The following is an 18,737-nucleotide window of genomic DNA, read 5'->3' on the forward strand; positions in this document are numbered from 1 at the left end:
GCGGAGCATGCCCTGCGGGCTTGCGTCGCTTGCTGTAATCGATGGCCATCGCGTCCCCTGAGCTGGGGTGTTGCAACGACCACTAGAACTCAAGGTCTTGCCGGGGCCCTTCGGGTGTGTCAGCAGGTCACGTCGTGTCAGACGTTGACGCCGAAGTCCTGCGCGATGCCGACCAGGCCCGAGGCGTAGCCCTGGCCGACCGCGCGGAACTTCCACTCCGCGCCGTTGCGGTACAGCTCGCCGAAGACCATGGCGGTCTCGGTCGCGGCGTCCTCGGAGAGGTCGTAACGCGCGATCTCCGTGCCACCCGCCTGGTTGATGATGCGGATGAACGCGTTGCGGACCTGGCCGAAGTTCTGCGAGCGGTTCTCGGCGTCGTAGATCGAGACCGGGAAGACGATCTTCTCGATGTCGGCCGGCAGGCCTTCGAGGTTCACGTTGATCTGCTCGTCGTCGCCCTCGCCCTGGCCCGTGACGTTGTCACCGGTGTGGACGATGGTCTGGTCCGGCGTCGCCTTGTTGTTGAAGAAGACGAAGTGGCCGTCCGAGTAGACCTTGCCCTGCGTGTTCACCGCGATCGCGGAGGCGTCCAGGTCGAAGTCGGTGCCAGTGGTGGTGCGGACGTCCCAGCCGAGCCCCACGGTGACGGCGGTCAGGCCCGGAGCCTCCTTGGTGAGCGAGACGTTGCCACCCTTGGACAGGCTTACTGCCATTGTTGGGAGTCCCTTCCCTCGTTTACGACGCACCGCCCTGCGCGGGCCGTGCGTACGGGCTTCGTACTGGGGACGAAGCTACCTTCACTCCTACCAACGCCGACCGGGGTCCCCAAGGTTCCGCTTCGCTTTACTTTCTTTACCCGTAGGTTTCCGCGCCCCGGGAAAAGAGCGTGACGTGAGCCCGACAGGCGCGCGACCATGGAGGCATGTCCGGTCCCTATGTAATCCGCGGTTCGGTCTCCCTGCCGGAGGCCGAGCTCATGTGGCGTTTCTCGCGGTCTTCCGGGCCGGGCGGGCAGCACGTCAACACCAGTGACTCCCAGGTCGAGCTGCGGTTCGACCTCGCGGGCACCGACGCGCTCCCCGAGGTGTGGAAGGAGCGCGCCCTGGAGCGCCTGGCCTCCCGGCTCGTCGACGGCGTCGTCAGCGTACGGGCCAGTGAGCACCGTTCGCAGTGGCGGAACCGGGAGATGGCCGCCGCTCGGCTCGCCTCCCTGCTCGCCGAGGCGAGTGCGCCGCCGCCCAAGCCGCGGCGTGCCACGAAGGTTCCTCGCGGCATCAACGAACGGCGCCTCCGTACGAAGAAGGCGCGCAGCGAGACCAAGCGGGGGCGCTCCGGGCAGGGGTGGGGCTAGCGCTGTCCCGACAGGGGTGCGGGTGCGGGGCGCTGCGTGGTCCGTGGTCCGTGCCCCACACCCCTCACGGAGCCGCAGGCGCGTCTGCCGGGGTCCCGGGTGTTGCGGCTGCGGCCGCGTCGTGGTTGCTCGTGCAGTTCCCCGCGCCCCTGACGGGCCGCTCGCGCGGCCCCCGCTCCCCCCTACGGCGCCCTACCCCAGCTGGCGGTACTTGCCCCGGAAGTACGTCAGCGGGCCGCCCTCGCCGCTCGGCAGCGACGCGGTCAGGACTCGGCCGATCACCAGCGTGTGGTCGCCCGCCGTCACCGTCTGCTCCGTGCGGCACTCCAGGGTCGCCAGCGCGCCGCCGACCAGCGGGGCGCCCGACACCGCGCCCCGCACGTACGGGATGTCCTCGAAGAGCAGGCGGTCGCTGATGCGGCCCTTCATGGCGAAGCGGCCCGCGATGTGGCGCTGGCTCTCGGCCAGGACCGACACCGCCCACAGCGGCTGCTCGGCGAGCAGGTCGTCCATGCGGGAGCCCTCGCGCAGGCTCACCATGACCAGGGGCGGGTCGAGGGAGACCGACAGGAAGGCCGTGGCCGTCATGCCCACGTCCTCGCCCGCGGGGGCGCCCGGGTCGTCCGGGTCCAGGCCCGGCTCGCGCGCCGTCACCAGGACCACCCCCGCGGCCAGCCGGGACATCGCCGCGCGGAACTCGTCGTTGCTCACCCCATCAGCATGCCCATCCGATGACGGGTGCCGTGGGGTGGGCGGGGCCGGGAGAGTCTTCAGTACGTGAGCCACGAGTTCGAAGCTAGCCCGTACGCACGCCTCGAAACATCGGGCTCTGGGCCCAGACCGGTCCTAGGTCCGACGGCCGACACCACCGGGAGGGACCGGGAAGGACCCGCGTGGCACGCAGTGCCTCTTGCCGGTGGACTAGTCCAAGGGACTGGACCAACGGCGGCGCCCCGCCTGTGACTTGAGTCACAGGGCCCATATTTTGTTGACCCTGTGTACCGAGTGAGCAGCTCGCTGTGATTCAGTGACGGTGGCAATAAGACACTGAGGGCACCAATGGCACAAGGGCGCGGAAGAGGCCACTGCCGCAGAGGCGCCGGAGAAGCACGAATCACGCCGGAGAAGCACGCATCACGAAGCACGGCACAGAGGAACACGGCACAGAGGAACACTGCGGGCGCTGCGCATCCTGGAGTTGCTGTCGAGGTCTCGGGGAGAACGAGCATGGAGACCGAGTCGGAGCCGTACGTCCGTCTTGCGACCCTGCGGCAGCTGCACCAGGTGGTAGCGGAGCTGAATACGGCCCGGAGCCTGGCGGACACGCTGCAGACCGTCGCCGACGGCGTCGTCAACGGCCTTGGCTATGAGCTGGCCTGTGTCAATCTCGTGCGCCCGGACGGCGATCTCGTCGTCGCCGCCTTCGCGGGCAACCCCTCCGCCGAGGCCCTCATCACCGGACGCGTCGGCTCCAGGGACGCCTGGGAGCGCCGCCTCGCCATGGGCGAGGCCTGGGGCGCCCTGCGCTTCATCTCGTACACCGAGGGCTGGGTCCTCGACGACGACGACGTACCGCAGTGGTACACCGAAGGGCCCGAGCCCCGCTTCGAGGACGAGTGGCACCCCTCGGACCGGCTCTTCGCCCCCATGTACGCGACCGGCGCGGCCGGCGGCGAACTGCTCGGCGTGATCTCCGTGGACCGGCCCCGCAACGGCCGCAGACCCGGCGCCTGGGGCCGCGAGGCCCTCCAGATGTACGCCTTCCAGGCCGCCATCGCGATCAGCAACGCCCGCCTGCGCGCCAACATGCAGCGTGCCCTGGTGCGCCTGGAGCGGGAGCAGCAGGCACTGCGGGCCAGCGAGGAGAGCTTCCGGCAGGCCTTCGAGTACGCGCCGTCCGGCATGGCCATCGCCGAGATGGGCGGCGACCAGCACGGGCGGATCCTGCGGACGAACGACGCGCTCTGTCGACTCCTCGGCAGGCCCGCGTCGGCCATGCGGCGCTACTCGTTCTCCGATCTCGTGCACCCCGAAGACATCGGGACGCTCCTGCGCACCTCCGCCGAGGGCGGCCGCGCCGAGCTGCGCCTCGCACGGCGCGACGGAACGTACGTGTGGGTGAGCCTGCGCAACTCCGTCGTGGCCGACGCCGCCGACGGGCCCCGCTTCCTGCTGACCCACGTCGAGGACATCGAGGAGCGCAAGCGCCGCGAGCTCCAGCTCGCCCACCGCGCCAGCCACGACTCGCTGACCGGACTGCCCAACTCCGCCGAACTGCGGGCCAGGCTCGGCGCCCGCCTCTGCCGCAGGCCGCACGCGGGCCGGCCAAGCGCCGTGGACTCCCTCGACGCCGCCTACGAGCACGGCTTCGACTTCGGGCCCGCCGCCCACCAGCAGGACGACGGGTTCGACCACCACGTCCACACCGTGGCCCCCGAGGGCGGGGAGAACGACGTGGACGACGGCACCAAGGGCCTCGCCGTCCTCTTCTGCGACCTGGACGGCTTCAAGTCGATCAACGACAGGTTCGGGCACCACACCGGTGACGCCGTGCTCATCGAGGTCGCCAGGCGGCTGACCAGCGGGGTGCGGGACGGTGACACGGTGGCGCGGCTCGGCGGCGACGAGTTCGTGGTGCTCGCCGACGGGCTCGGCCGCGCCGACGCGCAGGACCTTGCCGTCCGGCTGCGGAACGCGATCATCCCGCCGATCCGCGTCGATGGACGGGCCGTCCGCGTGGGGGCCAGTTTCGGCATCGGCTGGGCGCACTGCGGGATGTCGGCCGACGAGGTGTTGCACTCGGCCGACCAGCGGATGTACGTGGAGAAACGCTCCCGTGCCAAGCAGCACCGGCGGGCTGGGTAGCGGTCTCGATGAGGCGGACGCCACCCCTTGGGCCCGTGCGGACCGGGTAGGCTCCCCGCGTCAGCGATGTGAGGGAGTGACCAGGGAATGACGCCCGGCAATAACGGCGAGACCACGCCGAGCGCGCCGCAGGGCGACGACGATCCGTTCGGCTACCTGTACGAGGACGGACAGGCGGCCGGAGCGACCCCGCCCAGCGGTGGGGGCGGCTACGGGTACCCGGGTCCCCGCTCCTCGTACAACCACGTCAGGGCGGTCGGCGACCGGCGCCCCTACACGCCGCAGCAGGGCCAACAGCCGTACGGGCAGCAGACGTACGGCCAGCAGGTGCCGCAGCAGCAGGCCCAGCAGCCCTATGGGCGGCCCAACGCCCACTACACCGCGCCGGAGGCCCAGCCAGGCGGCGCGCCCGTCACCTCGCCGCAGTACGCGCCCGCGGGCGGCGGCGGGGGCCGCGGCCGGGGGCCGAACACGAAGGGGCTGCTGATCGCCGCCATCGCCGTGGTGGCCGTGGTCGCCATCGGCATCGGTGCCGCGATGATCTTCGGTCGCAACGACGACAAGAGCGGCGGCGACACGGACGCCGGCGGGAAGCCGACGCAGGCCGAGTCCGTCAAGCCGAGCGAGAAGCCGAGCAAGAAGCCCGAGAAGAAGGTCGACCTGCCCAAGACGGACGCGAAGGCCCTGAAGCTGGAGGGCGGCACGACGACGGCGTCCGACGTGGCGGGCGCCAAGGCGGACGGCGGCGTCTACGTGGCCGGGTTCGACAAGGTCGGCGCCCAGGTCACCTGGACCGTCAACGGCATCCCCAAGTCCGGCTCGTACAGCCTGCGCGTGAACTACGGCGTGCCCGGCAAGGACTCCAACGCCACCATCCTCGTCAACGGCAAGAAGCAGACCCGCCCCCTGAACATGACGAACTTCGCCCACGCGGAGGAAGGTTCCTGGGACAAGGGCTGGACCAACACCTGGGCCGTGGTCCAGCTCACCAAGGGCACCAACACCATCACGCTCACCTGCGCGCAGAGCGACCTGTGCGGGACGACCGGGGCGAACATCGACCAGATGTGGCTCGTGAAGGGCAGCAACGGCTAGGGCCTGTCTTTCGGATCAGGCCGGACCCCGCGACCCCATGGGGCCCTCCTGGGGTTGCGTCAGCGTTACGTCAGCAGCCCCAGGAAGCCCGCCACCGTCCCGGCCATCGCCTCGCGAGCCGGGGCGAGGTATTTCCGGGGGTCGACGCCCTTCTCGTGGGCGTCCAGGTAGGCGCGGACCTCGCCGGTGAACGCCGTGTTGAGGGCCGTGCCCACGTTGATCTTCACCATGCCGGAGGCGATGGCGCGGCGGATCTGCTCGTCCGGTACGCCACTTGAGCCGTGCAGGACGAGGGGCACGGGCACGGCCGCCGCGAGGGCGCCGATCAACTCGTGGTCTAGGGACGCCGTGCGCTCCGTCATCGCGTGCGAGGAGCCGACCGCCACCGCGAGGGCGTCGACGCCCGTCTCCGCCACGTACGCGGCCGCCTCCACCGGATCGGTGCGGACACCCGGCGCGTGCGCGTCCAGCGGGGCCTCGCCCTCCTTGCCGCCCACCGTGCCGAGCTCCGCCTCGACCCAGATGCCGCGCTCGTGGCCCCAGCGCACCGCGTCCGCCGTCGCCTTCACGTTCTCGCCGTACGGCAGCTTTGAGGCGTCGAACATGACGGAGCTGAAGCCCTCCGGGTGGGCCGCGCGCAGCAGTTCGGCGTCCGTCACGTGGTCCAGGTGGAGGGAGAGCCGCGCCGTGGAGGCGCGGGCCACCGCCGCCGTCGCCGCCGCTATCGCGGAGAGCAGGCCGCCGTGGAACTTCACGGCGTTCTCGGATATCTGCAGGATCGCCGGGGCTCCGGCCCGCTCGGCGCCGAGCGCGACCGCCTCCGCGTGCTCCAGGGTGATGACGTTGAACGCGGCGACGCCGTGCCCCGCCGCGCGCGCCCGCGTGACGAGTTCTCCGGTGCTGACCAGTGGCACGTGCTCCCCAATTCCCGGGGCGCTGCACCCCGTTGTGCGGTGGGCTGCTCTACATGGGTACGGAAGCCTCTACATGGGTACGGACGCCGCGTTGCTCACCGCGACCCGCGGCAGGAGCTCTTCGTACGCGGAGGGGTCGAACTCACCCGCCACCGGCGCCACCACCGTCGCCGCCGACAGCGCCACGGCACGGGCGAGCCGGTCCGGCCACGGCAGTTGCTCGGCGAGCCCGGAGAGCAGCCCCGCGACCGCCGAGTCACCGGCGCCGGTCGGGTTGCCGCGCACGCGCTCGGGAGGCCGCGCCTGCCAGTTGCCGTCCGGCGTCACGGCGAGGAGCCCCTCGGGGCCGAGCGAGGCGACCACGGCGTGCGCGCCCCTGCGGCGGGCGTCGCGGGTGGCCCGGGACGGCTCGTGGGTGCCGGTCAGCTCGGCGAGTTCGTCGGCGTTGGGCTTGATGATGTCGGGGCGGGCGGCGACGCCGCGGCGCAGCGGTTCGCCGCTGGTGTCGAGCAGGACGGGGACGCGGGCGGCGCGTGCGGCGCGTATGAGCAGGGCGTACGCGCCGACGGGGACGCCGGGCGGCAGGCTGCCGCAGAGCGCTATGGCCGCCGTGCCCGGGCGGTGCGCCAACTCCTCGTAGGCGGCCAGGAAGGCGGTCCATTCGGCGGGCGTGACGGTCGGGCCCGGCTCGTTGAGCTGGGTGGTGTCACCGGTCGCCGCGTCGACCACGGCGAGGGTGCGGCGGGTGGCGCCCGAGATCGGGGCGAGCGCGTCCGTGACGCGGGGTTGTTCGGTGGCGAGCCGCGCGCGCAGGGAGCGGCCGGTGTCGCCGCCCGCGAAACCGGTGACCGTCACGTCGTGGCCGAGGGCGGCGAGCACGCGGGCGACGTTCAGGCCCTTGCCGCCGGGGCGCTCGGTCACCTCGGTGACGCGGTGCGAGGCGTGCGGGGTGAGGGCGGGGACGCGGTAGGTCAGGTCGACGGCGGCGTTCAGCGTGACGGTGAGGATCATCCGTGCCACCCCCCGAAGTGCCTTGCCGACGACCCGTACACGAACCTGATCATGCCAAACGGAAGGCGGTTGGCCCAGGGGTGAGGACCAACCGCCTTCTGTCACGCGGCGAGTGAACGGGTGGCCGGTTCACCCGTGTTGGGGCTTTCGGCAGCGGCCCTAGAGGGGCTCGACCACCCATTCGCCCTTGCGCATCACGCCCTTGACGTCGAACGACGCGTCCAGGACCACCAGGTCCGCGTCCTTGCCGGGCTCCAGGGAGCCCACCGTGTCGTACATGCCGAGGAGCCTCGCCGGATTGGCGGAGATGGCGCGGACGGTGTCCTCGACGGACAGCCCGTCGACGGTCACCGAGCGCTTGAACGCACGGTCCAGGGTCAGGGTCGAGCCCGCGATCGAACCGCCCTCGACCAGCCGCGCCACGCTGTCCTTCACCTCGACCTCCAGCGGGCCGAGCATGTAGCGGCCGTCGCCGAAGCCCGCCGCGTCCATCGCGTCGGTGATGAGCGCGACACGGGCCGCGCCCGCGTGGTGGAAGGCCAGCTCGAAGGCGGCGGGGTGCAGATGGGTGCCGTCGTTGATCAGCTCGACGGTGATCCGCTCGTCCTCCAGGAGGGCGGTGATCGGGCCGGGGTCCCGGTGGCCGAGGGGCGGCATGGCGTTGAAGAGGTGCGTCGCGACGGTGGCACCCGCGTCGATGGCCTCCACCGTCTGCTCGTACGTCGCGTCCGTGTGGCCGATGGCGGCGATGACGCCGTGCTCGGCGAGGAGACGTACGGATTCGATGCCGCCCGGCAGCTCGGTGGCGAGCGTGCACATCTTCGCCCGGCCGCGGGCCGCGTCGATCAGCTTGCGGACGTCAGCGGGGTCGGGGTGCCTGAGCAGGCCCTCGCTGTGGGCGCCCTTGCGGCACGGGGAGATGAAGGGGCCCTCGAAGTGGATGCCGGCGATGTCGCCCTGCTCGGCGAGTTCGGAGAGCAGGGCGGCGCGCTCGGCGAGGAAGTCCATCTCGCCGGTGACGGTGGAGGCGACGACGGTGGTGGTGCCGTGCAGGCGGTGCGTGTGGACGCCCTTGAGGACGTCCTCGACGGTGCCGGAGGTGAAGGAGGCGCCGCCGCCGCCGTGGTTGTGGATGTCGACGAAGCCGGGGACCACCCAGTGGCCGGTGAGGTCGAGGGTCTCGGCGTGCGCAGGGGCGCTTCCGCTGATGCGGGTGCCGTCGACGATCACTCGGCCGTTGGTGAGGGTTCCGGTGGGCAGTACCACCTGGGCACCGGCGAGAACCTTGCTCTTGCTAGTGGCCATCAGGTGGTTACCTCCGTGGGGTCGGTGTCGGTGTCGGTGTCGGTGTCGTGATGGGGGTTGGGGTCTCGGTCGGGGTGTGGGGTGACGGGTGTTCGGTCGAGGAGGTCCCAGGCGAGCAGGCCCGCGCCCAGGCACCCGGCGGTGTCGCCGAGGGCCGCGGGGACGATGTCCGGCAGCGTCTGGAACTGGACGACGCGGGCGGTGACGGCGGCCCGCAGCGGCGTGAACAACGTTTCCCCGGCCTCGGCCAGACCGCCACCGATGATCAGGGTCTGCGGGTCCAGCAGAGTGAGGGCGGTGAGCAGGCCGTCGGCAAGGGCGTCGACCGCGTTCCGCCAGACCTCCTGGGCCCTCGGATCGCCGGACTCCACGGCCTTCGCGCAGTCCGCGGCGTCCGCCTGCGGGTCGCCGCTCGCCTCGGCCCACGCCTCGCTCACCGCGGACGCGGAGGCGAGCCGCTCCAGGCAGCCGCGCTGGCCGCAGCCGCAGGGCGGGCCGCCGGGGCGTACGACGATGTGGCCGATCTCGCCGGCCGAGCCATGGGCGCCGGGTTCGATGGCGCCGCCGATGCCGATCGCGCCGGCGATGCCGGTGCCCAGCGGTACGAACAGGAACCGGTCGGCGCCCTTGCCCGCGCCGATGCGGCCCTCGGCGAGGCCGCCCGTGCGGACATCGTGGCCGAGGGCCACGGGGACGCCTTCCAGGCGGGTGCTGAGAAGGTCCCTCAGAGGGACGTCGCTCCAGCCGAGGTTGGCCGCGTACACGGCTGTGCCGCGCTCGGCGTCGACGATGCCGGGGACGGCTACTCCCGCCGCGGCGGCGGGTTCGCCGAAGTGGGCGATGCCGTGGGCCCGCAGGTCCTCGGCGAAGCCGAGGATGCTCTCCACGACGGCGTCGGCGCCCCGTTCGCGTCCGGTGGGCCTGCGCGCCTCGTGCAGCAGGGTGCCGTCCGCCCCTACCAGGGCGGCCTTCATTCCGGTGCCGCCCACATCGAGGGCGATGACGTGTCTCACGGGGGACAGTCTCGCGCGTCACCCCGTGAGAGGTCTAGTCCACTTTGGGGTCGGCGTGGTGCGGGTGGGGGTTTTTGGTGGGAGTGTCCTGGGGTGGGGCGGCGACGCGGGCGGGGGGGGGAACGAGCCCCGCCCCCGTCCAAGGCGCCGCAGGCCCTAGCTCAGAATCACGCTCCGCGTAAGGTTCCGCGGCCGGTCCGGGTCGAAGCCGCGGGACTCCGCGAGGGCCACCGCCAGGCGCTGGGCGCGGACGAGGTCGGCCAGGGGGTCCTCCTCCTCGCGGGCGACCAGCTCGCCGCCGACGCGGGACACGTCACCCGCGAGGCCGTCCGGCAGTGTGCCGAACATCCACGTCACCCGGCCGGGGCCGGTGATGGAGATCGGGCCGTGGCGGTACTCCATCGCCGGGTACGACTCCGTCCACGCGCCCGCCGCCTCCCGCATCTTCAGCGCCGCTTCGAGCGCCAGCCCGTACGTCCAGCCCCGCCCCAGGAACGTCCACTGCTCGGCGCCAAGGACCGGCGCCGGCAGCGGCTCGGTCACCGCGAGTTCCGCGTCGAGGGCCGCCTCGTCCACCGTCTTGAGGCCGGGGACGGCGCCGAGCCCGGCCCGCAGGAAGGCGAGGGCCGTCGTCGCGAAGCGGGTCTGGACGACCGACTCCTCGTCGGCCCAGTCCAGGACGGCGACGGTGTCCGCCGCCTCCATGACCGGGGTCTTCGGGTCGGCGGTCAGCGCGAGCGTCGCGACCTTGCCCTTCAGCCGGTTCAGGAGCTCCAGGACCTCCGTCGTCGTACCGGAGCGGGTGATGGCGACGACCCGGTCGTACGTCCGTCCGGCCGGGAACTCCGAGGACGCGAAGGCGTCCGTCTCGCCGAGACCCGCCGCCTCGCGCAGGGCCGCGTACGCGATGGCCATGAACCACGACGTCCCGCATCCGGTGACGGCGACCCGCTCACCCGGCTTCGGCAAACCCTCGAAGGAGGCGGCCGCCTCCACCGCCCGTCGCCAGCAAGCGGGCTGGGTGGCTATCTCTGCTGCGGTACGCGACATGCGCCAAGGCTCCTCGGTCAGTGCGGGACTGGTGCGGGGTTTCCGGTGTGCTGTGCAGGGACGTGCTGTGCAGGGACGTGCTGTGCAGAACGTCACGTGCATAGCAGCAGCCCGACCGGCCCGGCAATGGCGGCCCGCCGAGCCGGGGCCGCTGTGGCCCCTGGGACCGCCGTTGCACAAGTGATATCCGGGTGGTGTAGACCTTGTGTCCGGACTCGGGGGAAACTCGCAGTTCAAGGGCATTGGGGCGCAGAGCGCCCCGGAACGCGGAAGCGATGAGGGTGGGACAGCTGTGCAGCGGCGCGTGACAGGACTGACCGCGGCGGTGGCCGCACTTGGCATGGCGGGTGTACTCGCCGGCTGTGGCGGTCCCGGCGACTCCGGCGACGTCACCCTCAAGCTGGTGGCCGCCGACTACGGCGACTCCGCGGCGAACAGTTCCAAGAAGTACTGGGACAAGCTGGCCAGGGGATTCGAGAAGGAGAACCCCGGCATCAAGATCGACGTGACCGTCCACTCCTGGAACGACGTGGACCGCGAGGTCAAGGAGATGGTCAAGAAGGGCGACGCCCCCGACCTGGCGCAGATCGGCGCGTACGCCGACTACGCCGCGCAGGGCAAGCTCTACGAGGCCGACGAGCTCCTCTCGATCGCCACCCAGGCCGACTTCCTGGCCCCGCTCTCCCGGGCCGGCGAGGTCAACCGCATCCAGTACGGCATGCCGTTCGCCTCCTCCACCCGCCTGCTCTTCTACAACACCAAGCTCTTCAAGGACGCCCACCTCACCCCGCCGCAGAGCTGGAGCGAGCTGCAGGCGGACGCGAAGGCCCTGAAGGCGCGCGGCGTGAAGATCCCGTACGCGCTGCCGCTCGGCCCCGAGGAGGCGCCCGCCGAGACGCTGATGTGGATGCTCAGCGGCGGCGGCGGTTACACCGACAACGTCGGCTCGTACGACGTCGACTCCAAGCAGAACGCGAAGACGTTCACCTGGCTCAGGGACAACCTCGTCGGACAGGGACTGACCGGCCCGACCGCGCCCGGCGAGATGAACCGCGCCGAGGCCTTCGCGGCGTTCTCGCGTGGCGAGGTCGGCATGCTCAACGGCCACCCGACGCTGATGAAGATGGCCGCCAAGAAGGGCGTGAAGTTCGGCATGGTGCCGGCGCCCGGCATCAACGGCAAGGCGCAGGCCACGATGGGCGTCGCCGACTGGATGATGGCGTTCAAGCAGAACGGCCACCGCAAGGAGGCCGGCAAGTTCCTCGACTACGTCTACAGCAAGAAGAACGTGCTCGACTTCTCGAACGAGTACGACATCCTGCCGGTGACGACCTCCGCCTCGCAGGCGATGGCCGAGGACCGCGGCCACACCGAGCTCGGCAAGTTCCTCGACGAGCTTCCGACCTCGCAGCTCTACCCGGTGGGCAAGACGTCCTGGGCGCAGGTCTCCGCGGACATCAAGAAGGAGATCGGCAAGACGGTCGAGAAGGGCAGCAGCCCCGACTCGGTCCTCAAGCGCATCCAGAACCGCGCGGTGACCGAGGAGAACGCCGAGTAGGGCGACGGCAGGAGCAGGCGTAGGGCGGCTAGCGTGTCGGTATGAGCGATCAGGGCGATCCGGGCGATCAGAGTGCTCAGGACCCGCAGGGTGCACGGGACCCGCAGGACCCGGGGGGCCCATCCGCCCTCTCCGCGCGCGACCGGGCCGTCCTCGCCCTGGAGCGGCGCTCGTGGCCCGGTCCCGGCGCCAAGGAGCGCGCCATCCGCGAGGAGCTCGGCATGGTGCCGGTCCGCTACTACCAGCTCCTGAACGCCCTGCTCGACGACGCCCGCGCGCTCGCCCACGACCCGATTACGGTCAATCGGCTGCGTCGCGTGCGGGAGTCACGGCGCGACGAGCGCTGACCCGGTTAAGGTCGGGCCCATGGGTGACCCTACGTACACGCAGCCCGACAGGCCCGGACGTCCCGGCCTGCCCGAGCCCGTGACGCCCGCAGGGCGCGACGGTCTCGCCGCCCTCCTCGCCCGGCCCGGACGGGCCGTCGTGGCGCTCGACTTCGACGGCACGCTCGCGCCGATCGTGTCCGACCCCGAACAGGCCCGCGCCCACCCCGGCGCCGTGCCCGCGCTCGCCGCGCTCGCCCCGCGCCTGCGGTCGGTCGCCGTGGTCACGGGCCGCCCGGCGGGTGTCGCGGTCCGCTACGGCGGCTTCGCGGGCGCGGCGGGTCTTGAGCACCTCGTCGTCCTCGGGCACTACGGCGCCGAGCGCTGGGACGCCGTCACCGGCACGGTGCACGCCGCCGAACCGCACCCCGGCGTCGCGGCCGTCCGCGCCGAGCTGCCCGGGTTCCTCGACGCGATCGGCGCCTGGCGCGGCACCTGGATAGAGGAGAAGGGCCGGGCCGTCGCGGTCCACACGCGCCGGGCCGCGGACCCGCAGGCCGCCTACGAGACGCTGCGCGAGCCGCTCGCCGAGCTCGCGGGGCGGCACGGCTTGATCGTCGAGCCGGGCCGGATGGTCCTCGAACTGAGGCCGCCCGGCATGGACAAGGGCGTGGCCCTGGAGGAGTACCTGCGCGAGGTGGGGGCCGAGTCCGTCCTCTACGCGGGCGACGACCTCGGCGACCTGCCCGCCTTCGGCGCGGTGGAGAAGCTCCGCTCGGACGGTGTCGCGGGCCTGCTCGTGTGCAGCGGCAGCGCGGAGGTCGAGGAGCTGACGGGCCGGGCCGACCTGGTGGTGGACGGCCCGGCGGGGGTCGTGGAGCTGCTCTCGTCGATCGCGGCGGCCGTCGGCGGCTGAGCGCCGTCCGGTCGCGGGCCGAGCGTCAGCCCGTGAGCGCCCGCAGCTGGTCCAGGAACCACTGGGCCGGCGGCAGCGCCGTGGCCGCCGACGCCAGGCGCTTGGTGCGCTCGGCCCGCTCATCGGGGGCCATGGTGAGCGCCGTGTGCAGGGCCTGCGCCGTGCCCGTCACGTCGTAGGGGTTGACCGTGATCGCGTCCTCGCCCAGCTCCTCGTGGGCGCCGGCCTCCCGCGAGAGCACCAGCGCGCAGCCCTCGTCCGAGACCACCGGGACCTCCTTGGCGACGAGGTTCATGCCGTCGCGGATGGGGTTGACCAGCGCCACGTCCGCCATGCGGTAGGCGGCGAGGGAGCGCGCGAAGTCGTCGTCGACGTGCAGCAGGACGGGGGTCCAGCCGGGCGTCCCGTACGCGGAGTTGATCGACTCGGCGACCCGGGAGACCTCCGCGGTGTAGTCGCGGTAGACCGAGAGGTCCTGCCGTGAGGGGTAGGCGAAGGCGACGTGCACGACGCGCTCGCGCCACTCGGGGTGGGTGTCGAGCAGCTCGCGGTAGGCCAGCAGGCCCCGCACGATGTTCTTGGACAGCTCCGTCCTGTCCACCCGGACGATCAGCTTCCGGTTCTCGCCGTCCTGCTCGCCCGCCTGCTCCCGCAGCGTCCGCATCCGCTCCTCGACGTCGTCCCGCCGCGAGCGCTCCCGCAGGAAGTCCGCGTCGGCGCCGAGCCCGTGCACCCCGATCCGGGTCCCCGAGGTCCCGCCGACGATCCGCACGCAGCACTCGGTGAACGCGTCGGCCCACCGCCCGGTCAGGAAGCCGAGCCGGTCCGCGCCGAGCATCCCGCGCAGCACCTGCTCCGCCACGTCGTCCGGCAGCATCCTGAAGTAGTCCACGGGCGCCCACGGCGTGTGCGAGAAGTGGCCGATGCGCACGTCGTCGCGCAGCTCCCGCAGCATGCCCGGCACCAGCGTCAGGTGGTAGTCCTGCACCAGGACCGCCGCCCCCGGCGCCGCCTCCGCGGCCAGCGCCTCGGCGAACGCGCGGTTGTACGCCTCGTACGCCGCCCACTGCGCGCGGAACTCCGGCCCGAAGGCCGGCTCCAGCGGGGTCTGGTAGAGCATGTGGTGGACGAACCACAGCACCGAGTTCGCGATGCCGTTGTACGCGTCCGCGTGGACCCGCGCGTCGATGTCCAGCATCCGTACGCCGGGCTCCCCGACGCCGCGCCGCACCGCCTCGCGGTCGCCGTCGCCGAGCGCCGCGCACACCCACAGGGCGTCCGCGTCGCCGCCGATGGCGCTGAGCCCGGAGACCAGGCCGCCGCCGCCGCGTCTGGCGCTCAGCTCCCCGTTCTCCTCGACGGTGTACGAGACGGGGCCGCGGTTGGACGCGACCAGTACCTGCGCTGCTGCTGTGGATGCGGACTCGGAGACCATGTGGCAACACGTAGCCCGTCCAGGGGCCGGGCAAACGTACGACCGGACTCCGCGTGGCGCCCGGCTGGAATGTGTTCCGTGCCCGGTGGGGGCGGGATCATGCGGGCCGGGCGGTTCACCGGCCACCGCGGTCACGCCACGCGTCGGTGCGCGTACTCCGCGACGTCCGTCATCGGCGGCCTCTCCTCGGTGTCGACCGCGTACGTCCGCGGGACGAAGCCGTGCTCGCCCCGCTCGAACTGCGTCAGTTCGGGACGTACGAGATGGCCGCGCGCGAGCCGCAGCTGCGCCGTGCGGTAGATGGCCGCCGCCATCCGGCCGAGCGCCTGCCCGTCCTGATGGCGGTGCCTGCGCACCCCCACGTCGACCTGCGCGAGCGCGTCCAGGCCCACGGTGTGCAGCGCGTCGACGAGCAGCCCCAGCTCCACGCCGTACCCGACGGGGAACGGCAGCCGCTCGAGGAGCGACCTGCGCGCCGCGTACTCGCCGCCCAGCGGCTGGACGAACCCCGCGAGGCGCGGCCAGTGCATGTTCAGGAGCGGGCGCGCCATCAACTCCGTCACCCGGCCGCCCTGGCCCGCGGCCTCGCCCAGCGGACGGTCGTACATCGCCTTCACGAAGGCCACGTCGGGGTCGGTGAGCAGCGGGCCCACTATCCCCGAGACGAAGTCCGCGGAGAACTCCCGCAGATCCGCGTCGACGAACGCGACGACGTCCCCGCTCGTCACGAGCAGCGAGCGCCACAGCACCTCGCCCTTGCCGGGTACGGCCGCGACACGCGGCAGGATCTCGTCGCGGTGCACGACCTTGGCGCCCGCCGCCGCCGCGACCTCGGCCGTACGGTCCGTCGAGCCGGAGTCGATCACCACGAGCTCGTCGACCAGCGGGGCCCGCTCCATCAGGGCGCGGCGGATCTCGGCGACGATCTCGCCGACCGTCCCCTCCTCGTCGAGCGCGGGCAGCACGACACTCACCGAGGTGCCCGAGGCACGTTTGGCGGCGGTCAGAAGGTCCAGCGGGCGATCGGCGACGGACCAGGAACGCCTGCTCAGCCAGTGCTCGGCCTCTTCCAGCACGGTCGCGGTCCTCCCATATGTGATCCATCTCGCGGTTCGGACGACTATCTCAAGGGTCCGGGGCTTCGGTTACAGTCTTGAACAACGCCGGAGACCATCGCATGTCGGGGTCACCACGGCGTTGAGATCAACAATCGAATACCGCTCATCCAGAGGGGCAGAGGGATACGGCCCGTTGAAGCCCCGGCAACCATCCAGTCGGTCTCGTACGTCATCGTCGCGAGGCTCCCGGCTAGGGAAGGTGCCAATTCCGTCTCGCGGCGAAGTGCGTCGCGAGGAAGATGAGGAGAAAGGGCCTCGCCTCCATGGCTGTGCAGACCGTCGCCACCGAAAGCACCACCTCTCCCGTAGACCTCGGTCCCGCCTCGGGCCTCTCCTGCCGGGAATGCGGCACCAGGTTCCCGCTCGGTCCGATCTTCGCCTGCGTCGAGTGTTTCGGCCCCCTCGAAGTCGCGTACGACCTGCCCCTCGGCGACCCGGAAGCCCTGCGCAAGCGGATCGAGGCCGGCCCCGCCAACATCTGGCGCTACGCCCCGCTCCTCCCCGTCCCCGCCGACGTGGCCGACAAGCCGAACCTGAACCCCGGCTGGACCAAGCTCGTCAAGGCCGACAACCTCGCCGCCGAACTCGGCGTCCAGCAGGGCAAGTTGTTCGTCAAGGACGACTCCGGCAACCCCACGCACTCCTTCAAGGACCGCGTCGTGGCCCAGGCCCTCGAAGCGGCGCGCGCCTTCGGCTTCACCACCCTCTCCTGCTCCTCCACCGGCAACCTCGCGGGCGCCGTCGGCGCCGCCGCAGCCCGCGCCGGCTTCCGCTCCTGCGTCTTCATCCCGCACGACCTGGAGCAGGGCAAGGTCGTCATGGCCGCGGTCTACGGCGGTGAGCTCGTCGGCATCGAGGGCAACTACGACGACGTCAACCGCTTCTGCTCCGAGCTCATCGGCGACCCGCTGGGCGAGGGCTGGGGCTTCGTCAACGTCAACCTGCGGCCGTACTACGGCGAGGGTTCCAAGACCCTCGCGTACGAGATCTGCGAGCAGCTCGGCTGGGAGCTGCCCGACCAGCTCGTCATCCCGATCGCGTCGGGATCGCAGCTCACGAAGATCGACAAGGGGCTCAAGGAGCTCATCGCGCTCGGCCTCGTCGCCGACAAGCCGTACAAGATCTTCGGTGCCCAGGCGGAGGGCTGTTCGCCGGTGTCGGCGGCGTTCAAGGCGGGCCACGATGTCGTACGCCCCCAGAAGCCGAACACCATCGCCAAGTCGCTCGCCATCGGCAACCCCGCCGACGGGCCGTACGTCCTGGACATCGCGCGCCGCACGGGCGGGGCGGTGGAGGACGTGAACGACGAGCAGGTCGTCGACGCGATCAAGCTTCTCGCCCGCACGGAAGGGATCTTCGCGGAGACCGCGGGCGGGGTGACGGTGGGCGTCACGAAGAAGCTTATCGAGGCGGGCCTCATCGATCCCTCGCTGACCACGGTGGTCCTCAACACGGGTGATGGCCTCAAGACGCTTGACGCGGTCGCCGATACGTCGCAGGCCACCGCCACGATCAAGCCGAGCCTTGAGGCGTTTCGCTCCGCGGGGCTCGCCGGCTAGTCGCCGTAGGGCCTGATCGGCGTCGTCGACCGCCGGTCGTGGTCCGTCCTCGCGCAGTTCCCCGCGCCCCTTCCAGGGGCGCCCCGCCCCCGTACTTCTGAGGTGAACCCATGAGCGTCAACGTCCGTATCCCCACCATCCTTCGTACCTACACCGGCGGGCAGGCCGAGGTTGCCGCCGAGGGGGCGAATCTCGGGGAGGTCATCGCCGATCTGGAGAAGAACCACAGCGGCATCGCGGCCCGCGTCCTGGACGACCAGGGCAAGCTGCGCCGCTTCGTGAACGTGTACGTCAACGACGACGACGTCCGCTTCGAACAGGGCCTGGAGACGGCCACCCCGGACGGCGCGGGCGTCTCGATCATTCCGGCCGTCGCCGGCGGCTGATCCTTTTCCGCAAGAAGCCTGCGTAACCCGAATTGCCCTCTCCGCCGAGAAACGGAGGGGGCAATTCTGCATGGTTGAGCGCGGTACAGTTGGGAAGAGTGCTTCGCCGTTAATGCCGTGTGCATATACGAAGTCGGCCCGGGCCGACAAGAAGTAGCCAAAGAGCGCTGCCCATGTGAACCTTATGCGGCTTTCGTACGGCCCGACTTGCCCTGAATCCTGGCGAATTCTCCGCATATTACCGTTCGGGCGTGCCCAGAATTCTCGTCCGATTGACCTGTTGCAGACGGCAGTTGGACAGATACATTCAGCGGCGGTCGACGCGTTCCGGCGCACACCCCCAGGCATTGGGGGGTGAGGTCTGACCCGGGTCCGCGAAGTGCGGTCCTGTGCAAGGGCCAGTAATAGGGGAGTTAGGCATGGCTCAGGGCACCGTCAAGTGGTTCAACGCGGAGAAGGGGTACGGCTTCATCGCGGTCGACGGTGGTGCGGATGTTTTCGTCCACTACAGCGCGATCCAGATGGACGGGTACCGCACCCTTGAAGAAGGTCAGCGAGTCGAGTTCGAGATCTCGCAGGGCCAGAAGGGTCCGCAGGCGGACATGGTCAAGCTCGCCGTCTAGCTCGGCGCGACCGACCACCGAAGCAAGCATCGCGAGGGGCTCGTATCCCGACAGGGGTACGGGCCCCTCGTGTGTGCGGGGCGCGCCCGGCGCGCGCCCGGCGGCGGGGCGGGGATCCTTGAGAGGCGCTTGCACTCGCAGGGGTCGAGTGCTAATCATTGGGCTTAGCACTCTACGAGTGAGAGTGACAGAACTTGGGTCGGGTCAGCGAG

At 71.2% G+C, this 18,737-nt stretch carries 18 protein-coding genes and 1 riboswitch; of the genes, 9 read left to right on the plus strand and 9 right to left on the minus strand.

Features of this window, described 5'->3' with window-relative positions:
• Positions 1 to 137: 137 nt before the first annotated feature.
• Entirely contained in the window at positions 138 to 713 is a 576-nt protein-coding gene (locus tag ACFVYR_RS36270) for a TerD family protein (RefSeq protein ID WP_384256824.1), read from the minus strand.
• Positions 714 to 922: 209 nt separating this feature from the next.
• Between ACFVYR_RS36270 and arfB the strand changes: the two genes are divergently transcribed.
• Positions 923 to 1,351, plus strand: coding sequence for an alternative ribosome rescue aminoacyl-tRNA hydrolase ArfB (arfB, locus tag ACFVYR_RS36275; protein WP_384256826.1), 429 nt, complete (start codon positions 923 to 925; stop codon positions 1,349 to 1,351).
• Positions 1,352 to 1,543: 192 nt separating this feature from the next.
• On the opposite strand, the gene ACFVYR_RS36280 is transcribed toward arfB, so the two are convergent.
• Positions 1,544 to 2,035, minus strand: coding sequence for a flavin reductase family protein (locus tag ACFVYR_RS36280; protein WP_384257006.1), 492 nt, complete (start codon positions 2,033 to 2,035; stop codon positions 1,544 to 1,546).
• Positions 2,036 to 2,578: 543 nt separating this feature from the next.
• Between ACFVYR_RS36280 and cdgB the strand changes: the two genes are divergently transcribed.
• Together cdgB and ACFVYR_RS36290 are read left to right on the plus strand one after the other, a co-directional pair.
• Entirely contained in the window at positions 2,579 to 4,216 is a 1,638-nt protein-coding gene (gene cdgB, locus ACFVYR_RS36285; protein ID WP_384256828.1) for a diguanylate cyclase CdgB, read from the plus strand.
• Between the two features lie 87 nt (positions 4,217 to 4,303).
• Complete coding sequence (locus ACFVYR_RS36290) at positions 4,304 to 5,311, plus strand: carbohydrate-binding protein (RefSeq protein WP_384256831.1); 1,008 nt, start codon at positions 4,304 to 4,306, stop codon at positions 5,309 to 5,311.
• 65 nt (positions 5,312 to 5,376) lie between these two features.
• Here ACFVYR_RS36290 and ACFVYR_RS36295 read toward each other — a convergent pair whose 3' ends face one another.
• The 5 genes from ACFVYR_RS36295 to ACFVYR_RS36315 all read right to left on the minus strand — a co-directional run bounded on the left by ACFVYR_RS36295 (position 5,377) and on the right by ACFVYR_RS36315 (position 10,604).
• The gene (locus ACFVYR_RS36295) at positions 5,377 to 6,225 is read right to left on the minus strand and encodes a ketose-bisphosphate aldolase (RefSeq protein ID WP_384256833.1); all 849 of its coding nucleotides are present in this window, start codon (positions 6,223 to 6,225) and stop codon (positions 5,377 to 5,379) included.
• Positions 6,226 to 6,294: 69 nt separating this feature from the next.
• Positions 6,295 to 7,236 carry a 1-phosphofructokinase family hexose kinase gene (locus ACFVYR_RS36300; RefSeq protein WP_384256835.1) on the minus strand — a complete coding sequence of 314 codons (942 nt, stop codon included), beginning with the start codon at positions 7,234 to 7,236 and terminating at the stop codon, positions 6,295 to 6,297.
• A gap of 159 nt (positions 7,237 to 7,395) precedes the next feature.
• The gene (nagA, locus tag ACFVYR_RS36305) at positions 7,396 to 8,541 is read right to left on the minus strand and encodes an N-acetylglucosamine-6-phosphate deacetylase (protein WP_384256837.1); all 1,146 of its coding nucleotides are present in this window, start codon (positions 8,539 to 8,541) and stop codon (positions 7,396 to 7,398) included.
• A complete protein-coding gene (locus ACFVYR_RS36310) occupies positions 8,541 to 9,554 on the minus strand; it encodes an ROK family protein (protein ID WP_384256840.1) in 1,014 nt (337 codons plus the stop codon). The genes nagA and ACFVYR_RS36310 overlap by 1 nt, the downstream gene beginning before the upstream one ends.
• Positions 9,555 to 9,710: 156 nt before the next feature.
• A complete protein-coding gene (locus ACFVYR_RS36315) occupies positions 9,711 to 10,604 on the minus strand; it encodes an SIS domain-containing protein (RefSeq protein ID WP_384256842.1) in 894 nt (297 codons plus the stop codon).
• Between the two features lie 340 nt (positions 10,605 to 10,944).
• Here ACFVYR_RS36315 and ACFVYR_RS36320 point away from each other — a divergent pair, with 340 nt between their 5' ends.
• Genes ACFVYR_RS36320 through otsB form a run of 3 tightly spaced genes read left to right on the plus strand, consistent with a single transcriptional unit; the run spans position 10,945 to position 13,404 of the window.
• Positions 10,945 to 12,162, plus strand: a complete 1,218-nt coding sequence (locus tag ACFVYR_RS36320) for an ABC transporter substrate-binding protein (protein WP_384257008.1) — start codon at positions 10,945 to 10,947, stop codon at positions 12,160 to 12,162.
• A 41-nt stretch (positions 12,163 to 12,203) separates the two neighbouring features.
• Positions 12,204 to 12,509, plus strand: a complete 306-nt coding sequence (locus ACFVYR_RS36325; RefSeq protein WP_384256845.1) for a DUF3263 domain-containing protein — start codon at positions 12,204 to 12,206, stop codon at positions 12,507 to 12,509.
• Positions 12,510 to 12,528: 19 nt separating this feature from the next.
• Positions 12,529 to 13,404: a trehalose-phosphatase gene (gene otsB / locus ACFVYR_RS36330; protein ID WP_384256847.1), complete on the plus strand. Its 876-nt coding sequence runs from the start codon at positions 12,529 to 12,531 to the stop codon at positions 13,402 to 13,404.
• A gap of 25 nt (positions 13,405 to 13,429) precedes the next feature.
• Here otsB and ACFVYR_RS36335 read toward each other — a convergent pair whose 3' ends face one another.
• The gene (locus ACFVYR_RS36335) at positions 13,430 to 14,839 is read right to left on the minus strand and encodes a trehalose-6-phosphate synthase (protein WP_384256849.1); all 1,410 of its coding nucleotides are present in this window, start codon (positions 14,837 to 14,839) and stop codon (positions 13,430 to 13,432) included.
• A 131-nt stretch (positions 14,840 to 14,970) separates the two neighbouring features.
• Positions 14,971 to 15,915, minus strand: coding sequence for a glucosyl-3-phosphoglycerate synthase (locus ACFVYR_RS36340; protein WP_384256851.1), 945 nt, complete (start codon positions 15,913 to 15,915; stop codon positions 14,971 to 14,973).
• Positions 15,916 to 16,057: 142 nt separating this feature from the next.
• Positions 16,058 to 16,203: riboswitch (SAM riboswitch) on the plus strand.
• A gap of 17 nt (positions 16,204 to 16,220) precedes the next feature.
• Here ACFVYR_RS36340 and thrC point away from each other — a divergent pair.
• The 3 genes from thrC (at position 16,221) to ACFVYR_RS36355 (ending at position 18,525) form a co-directional block, all read left to right on the plus strand.
• Positions 16,221 to 17,516 carry a threonine synthase gene (gene thrC, locus ACFVYR_RS36345; protein ID WP_384256853.1) on the plus strand — a complete coding sequence of 432 codons (1,296 nt, stop codon included), beginning with the start codon at positions 16,221 to 16,223 and terminating at the stop codon, positions 17,514 to 17,516.
• A gap of 110 nt (positions 17,517 to 17,626) precedes the next feature.
• On the plus strand, positions 17,627 to 17,902 hold the full coding sequence (locus ACFVYR_RS36350; RefSeq protein ID WP_384256856.1) for a MoaD/ThiS family protein: 276 nt from the start codon (positions 17,627 to 17,629) through the stop codon (positions 17,900 to 17,902).
• 419 nt (positions 17,903 to 18,321) lie between these two features.
• Positions 18,322 to 18,525, plus strand: coding sequence for a cold-shock protein (locus tag ACFVYR_RS36355; RefSeq protein ID WP_005315736.1), 204 nt, complete (start codon positions 18,322 to 18,324; stop codon positions 18,523 to 18,525).
• Positions 18,526 to 18,737 lie beyond the last annotated feature (212 nt).

The sequence above is a fragment of the Streptomyces sp. NPDC058284 genome (assembly GCF_042881135.1).
Taxonomy (GTDB): domain Bacteria; phylum Actinomycetota; class Actinomycetes; order Streptomycetales; family Streptomycetaceae; genus Streptomyces.

Excerpts from the sequence above, each read along its gene's own strand:
- ACFVYR_RS36270 (WP_384256824.1), bottom strand. The coding sequence starts at position 713 with ATGGCAGTAAGCCTGTCCAAGGGTGGCAACGTCTCGCTCACCAAGGAG.
- arfB (WP_384256826.1), top strand. The coding sequence starts at position 923 with ATGTCCGGTCCCTATGTAATCCGCGGTTCGGTCTCCCTGCCGGAGGCC.
- ACFVYR_RS36280 (WP_384257006.1), bottom strand. The coding sequence starts at position 2,035 with ATGTCCCGGCTGGCCGCGGGGGTGGTCCTGGTGACGGCGCGCGAGCCG.
- cdgB (WP_384256828.1), top strand. The coding sequence starts at position 2,579 with ATGGAGACCGAGTCGGAGCCGTACGTCCGTCTTGCGACCCTGCGGCAG.
- ACFVYR_RS36290 (WP_384256831.1), top strand. The coding sequence starts at position 4,304 with ATGACGCCCGGCAATAACGGCGAGACCACGCCGAGCGCGCCGCAGGGC.
- ACFVYR_RS36300 (WP_384256835.1), bottom strand. The coding sequence starts at position 7,236 with ATGATCCTCACCGTCACGCTGAACGCCGCCGTCGACCTGACCTACCGC.
- nagA (WP_384256837.1), bottom strand. The coding sequence starts at position 8,541 with ATGGCCACTAGCAAGAGCAAGGTTCTCGCCGGTGCCCAGGTGGTACTG.
- ACFVYR_RS36315 (WP_384256842.1), bottom strand. The coding sequence starts at position 10,604 with ATGTCGCGTACCGCAGCAGAGATAGCCACCCAGCCCGCTTGCTGGCGA.
- ACFVYR_RS36320 (WP_384257008.1), top strand. The coding sequence starts at position 10,945 with ATGGCGGGTGTACTCGCCGGCTGTGGCGGTCCCGGCGACTCCGGCGAC.
- ACFVYR_RS36325 (WP_384256845.1), top strand. The coding sequence starts at position 12,204 with ATGAGCGATCAGGGCGATCCGGGCGATCAGAGTGCTCAGGACCCGCAG.
- otsB (WP_384256847.1), top strand. The coding sequence starts at position 12,529 with ATGGGTGACCCTACGTACACGCAGCCCGACAGGCCCGGACGTCCCGGC.
- ACFVYR_RS36335 (WP_384256849.1), bottom strand. The coding sequence starts at position 14,839 with ATGGTCTCCGAGTCCGCATCCACAGCAGCAGCGCAGGTACTGGTCGCG.
- thrC (WP_384256853.1), top strand. The coding sequence starts at position 16,221 with ATGGCTGTGCAGACCGTCGCCACCGAAAGCACCACCTCTCCCGTAGAC.
- ACFVYR_RS36350 (WP_384256856.1), top strand. The coding sequence starts at position 17,627 with ATGAGCGTCAACGTCCGTATCCCCACCATCCTTCGTACCTACACCGGC.
- ACFVYR_RS36355 (WP_005315736.1), top strand. The coding sequence starts at position 18,322 with ATGGCTCAGGGCACCGTCAAGTGGTTCAACGCGGAGAAGGGGTACGGC.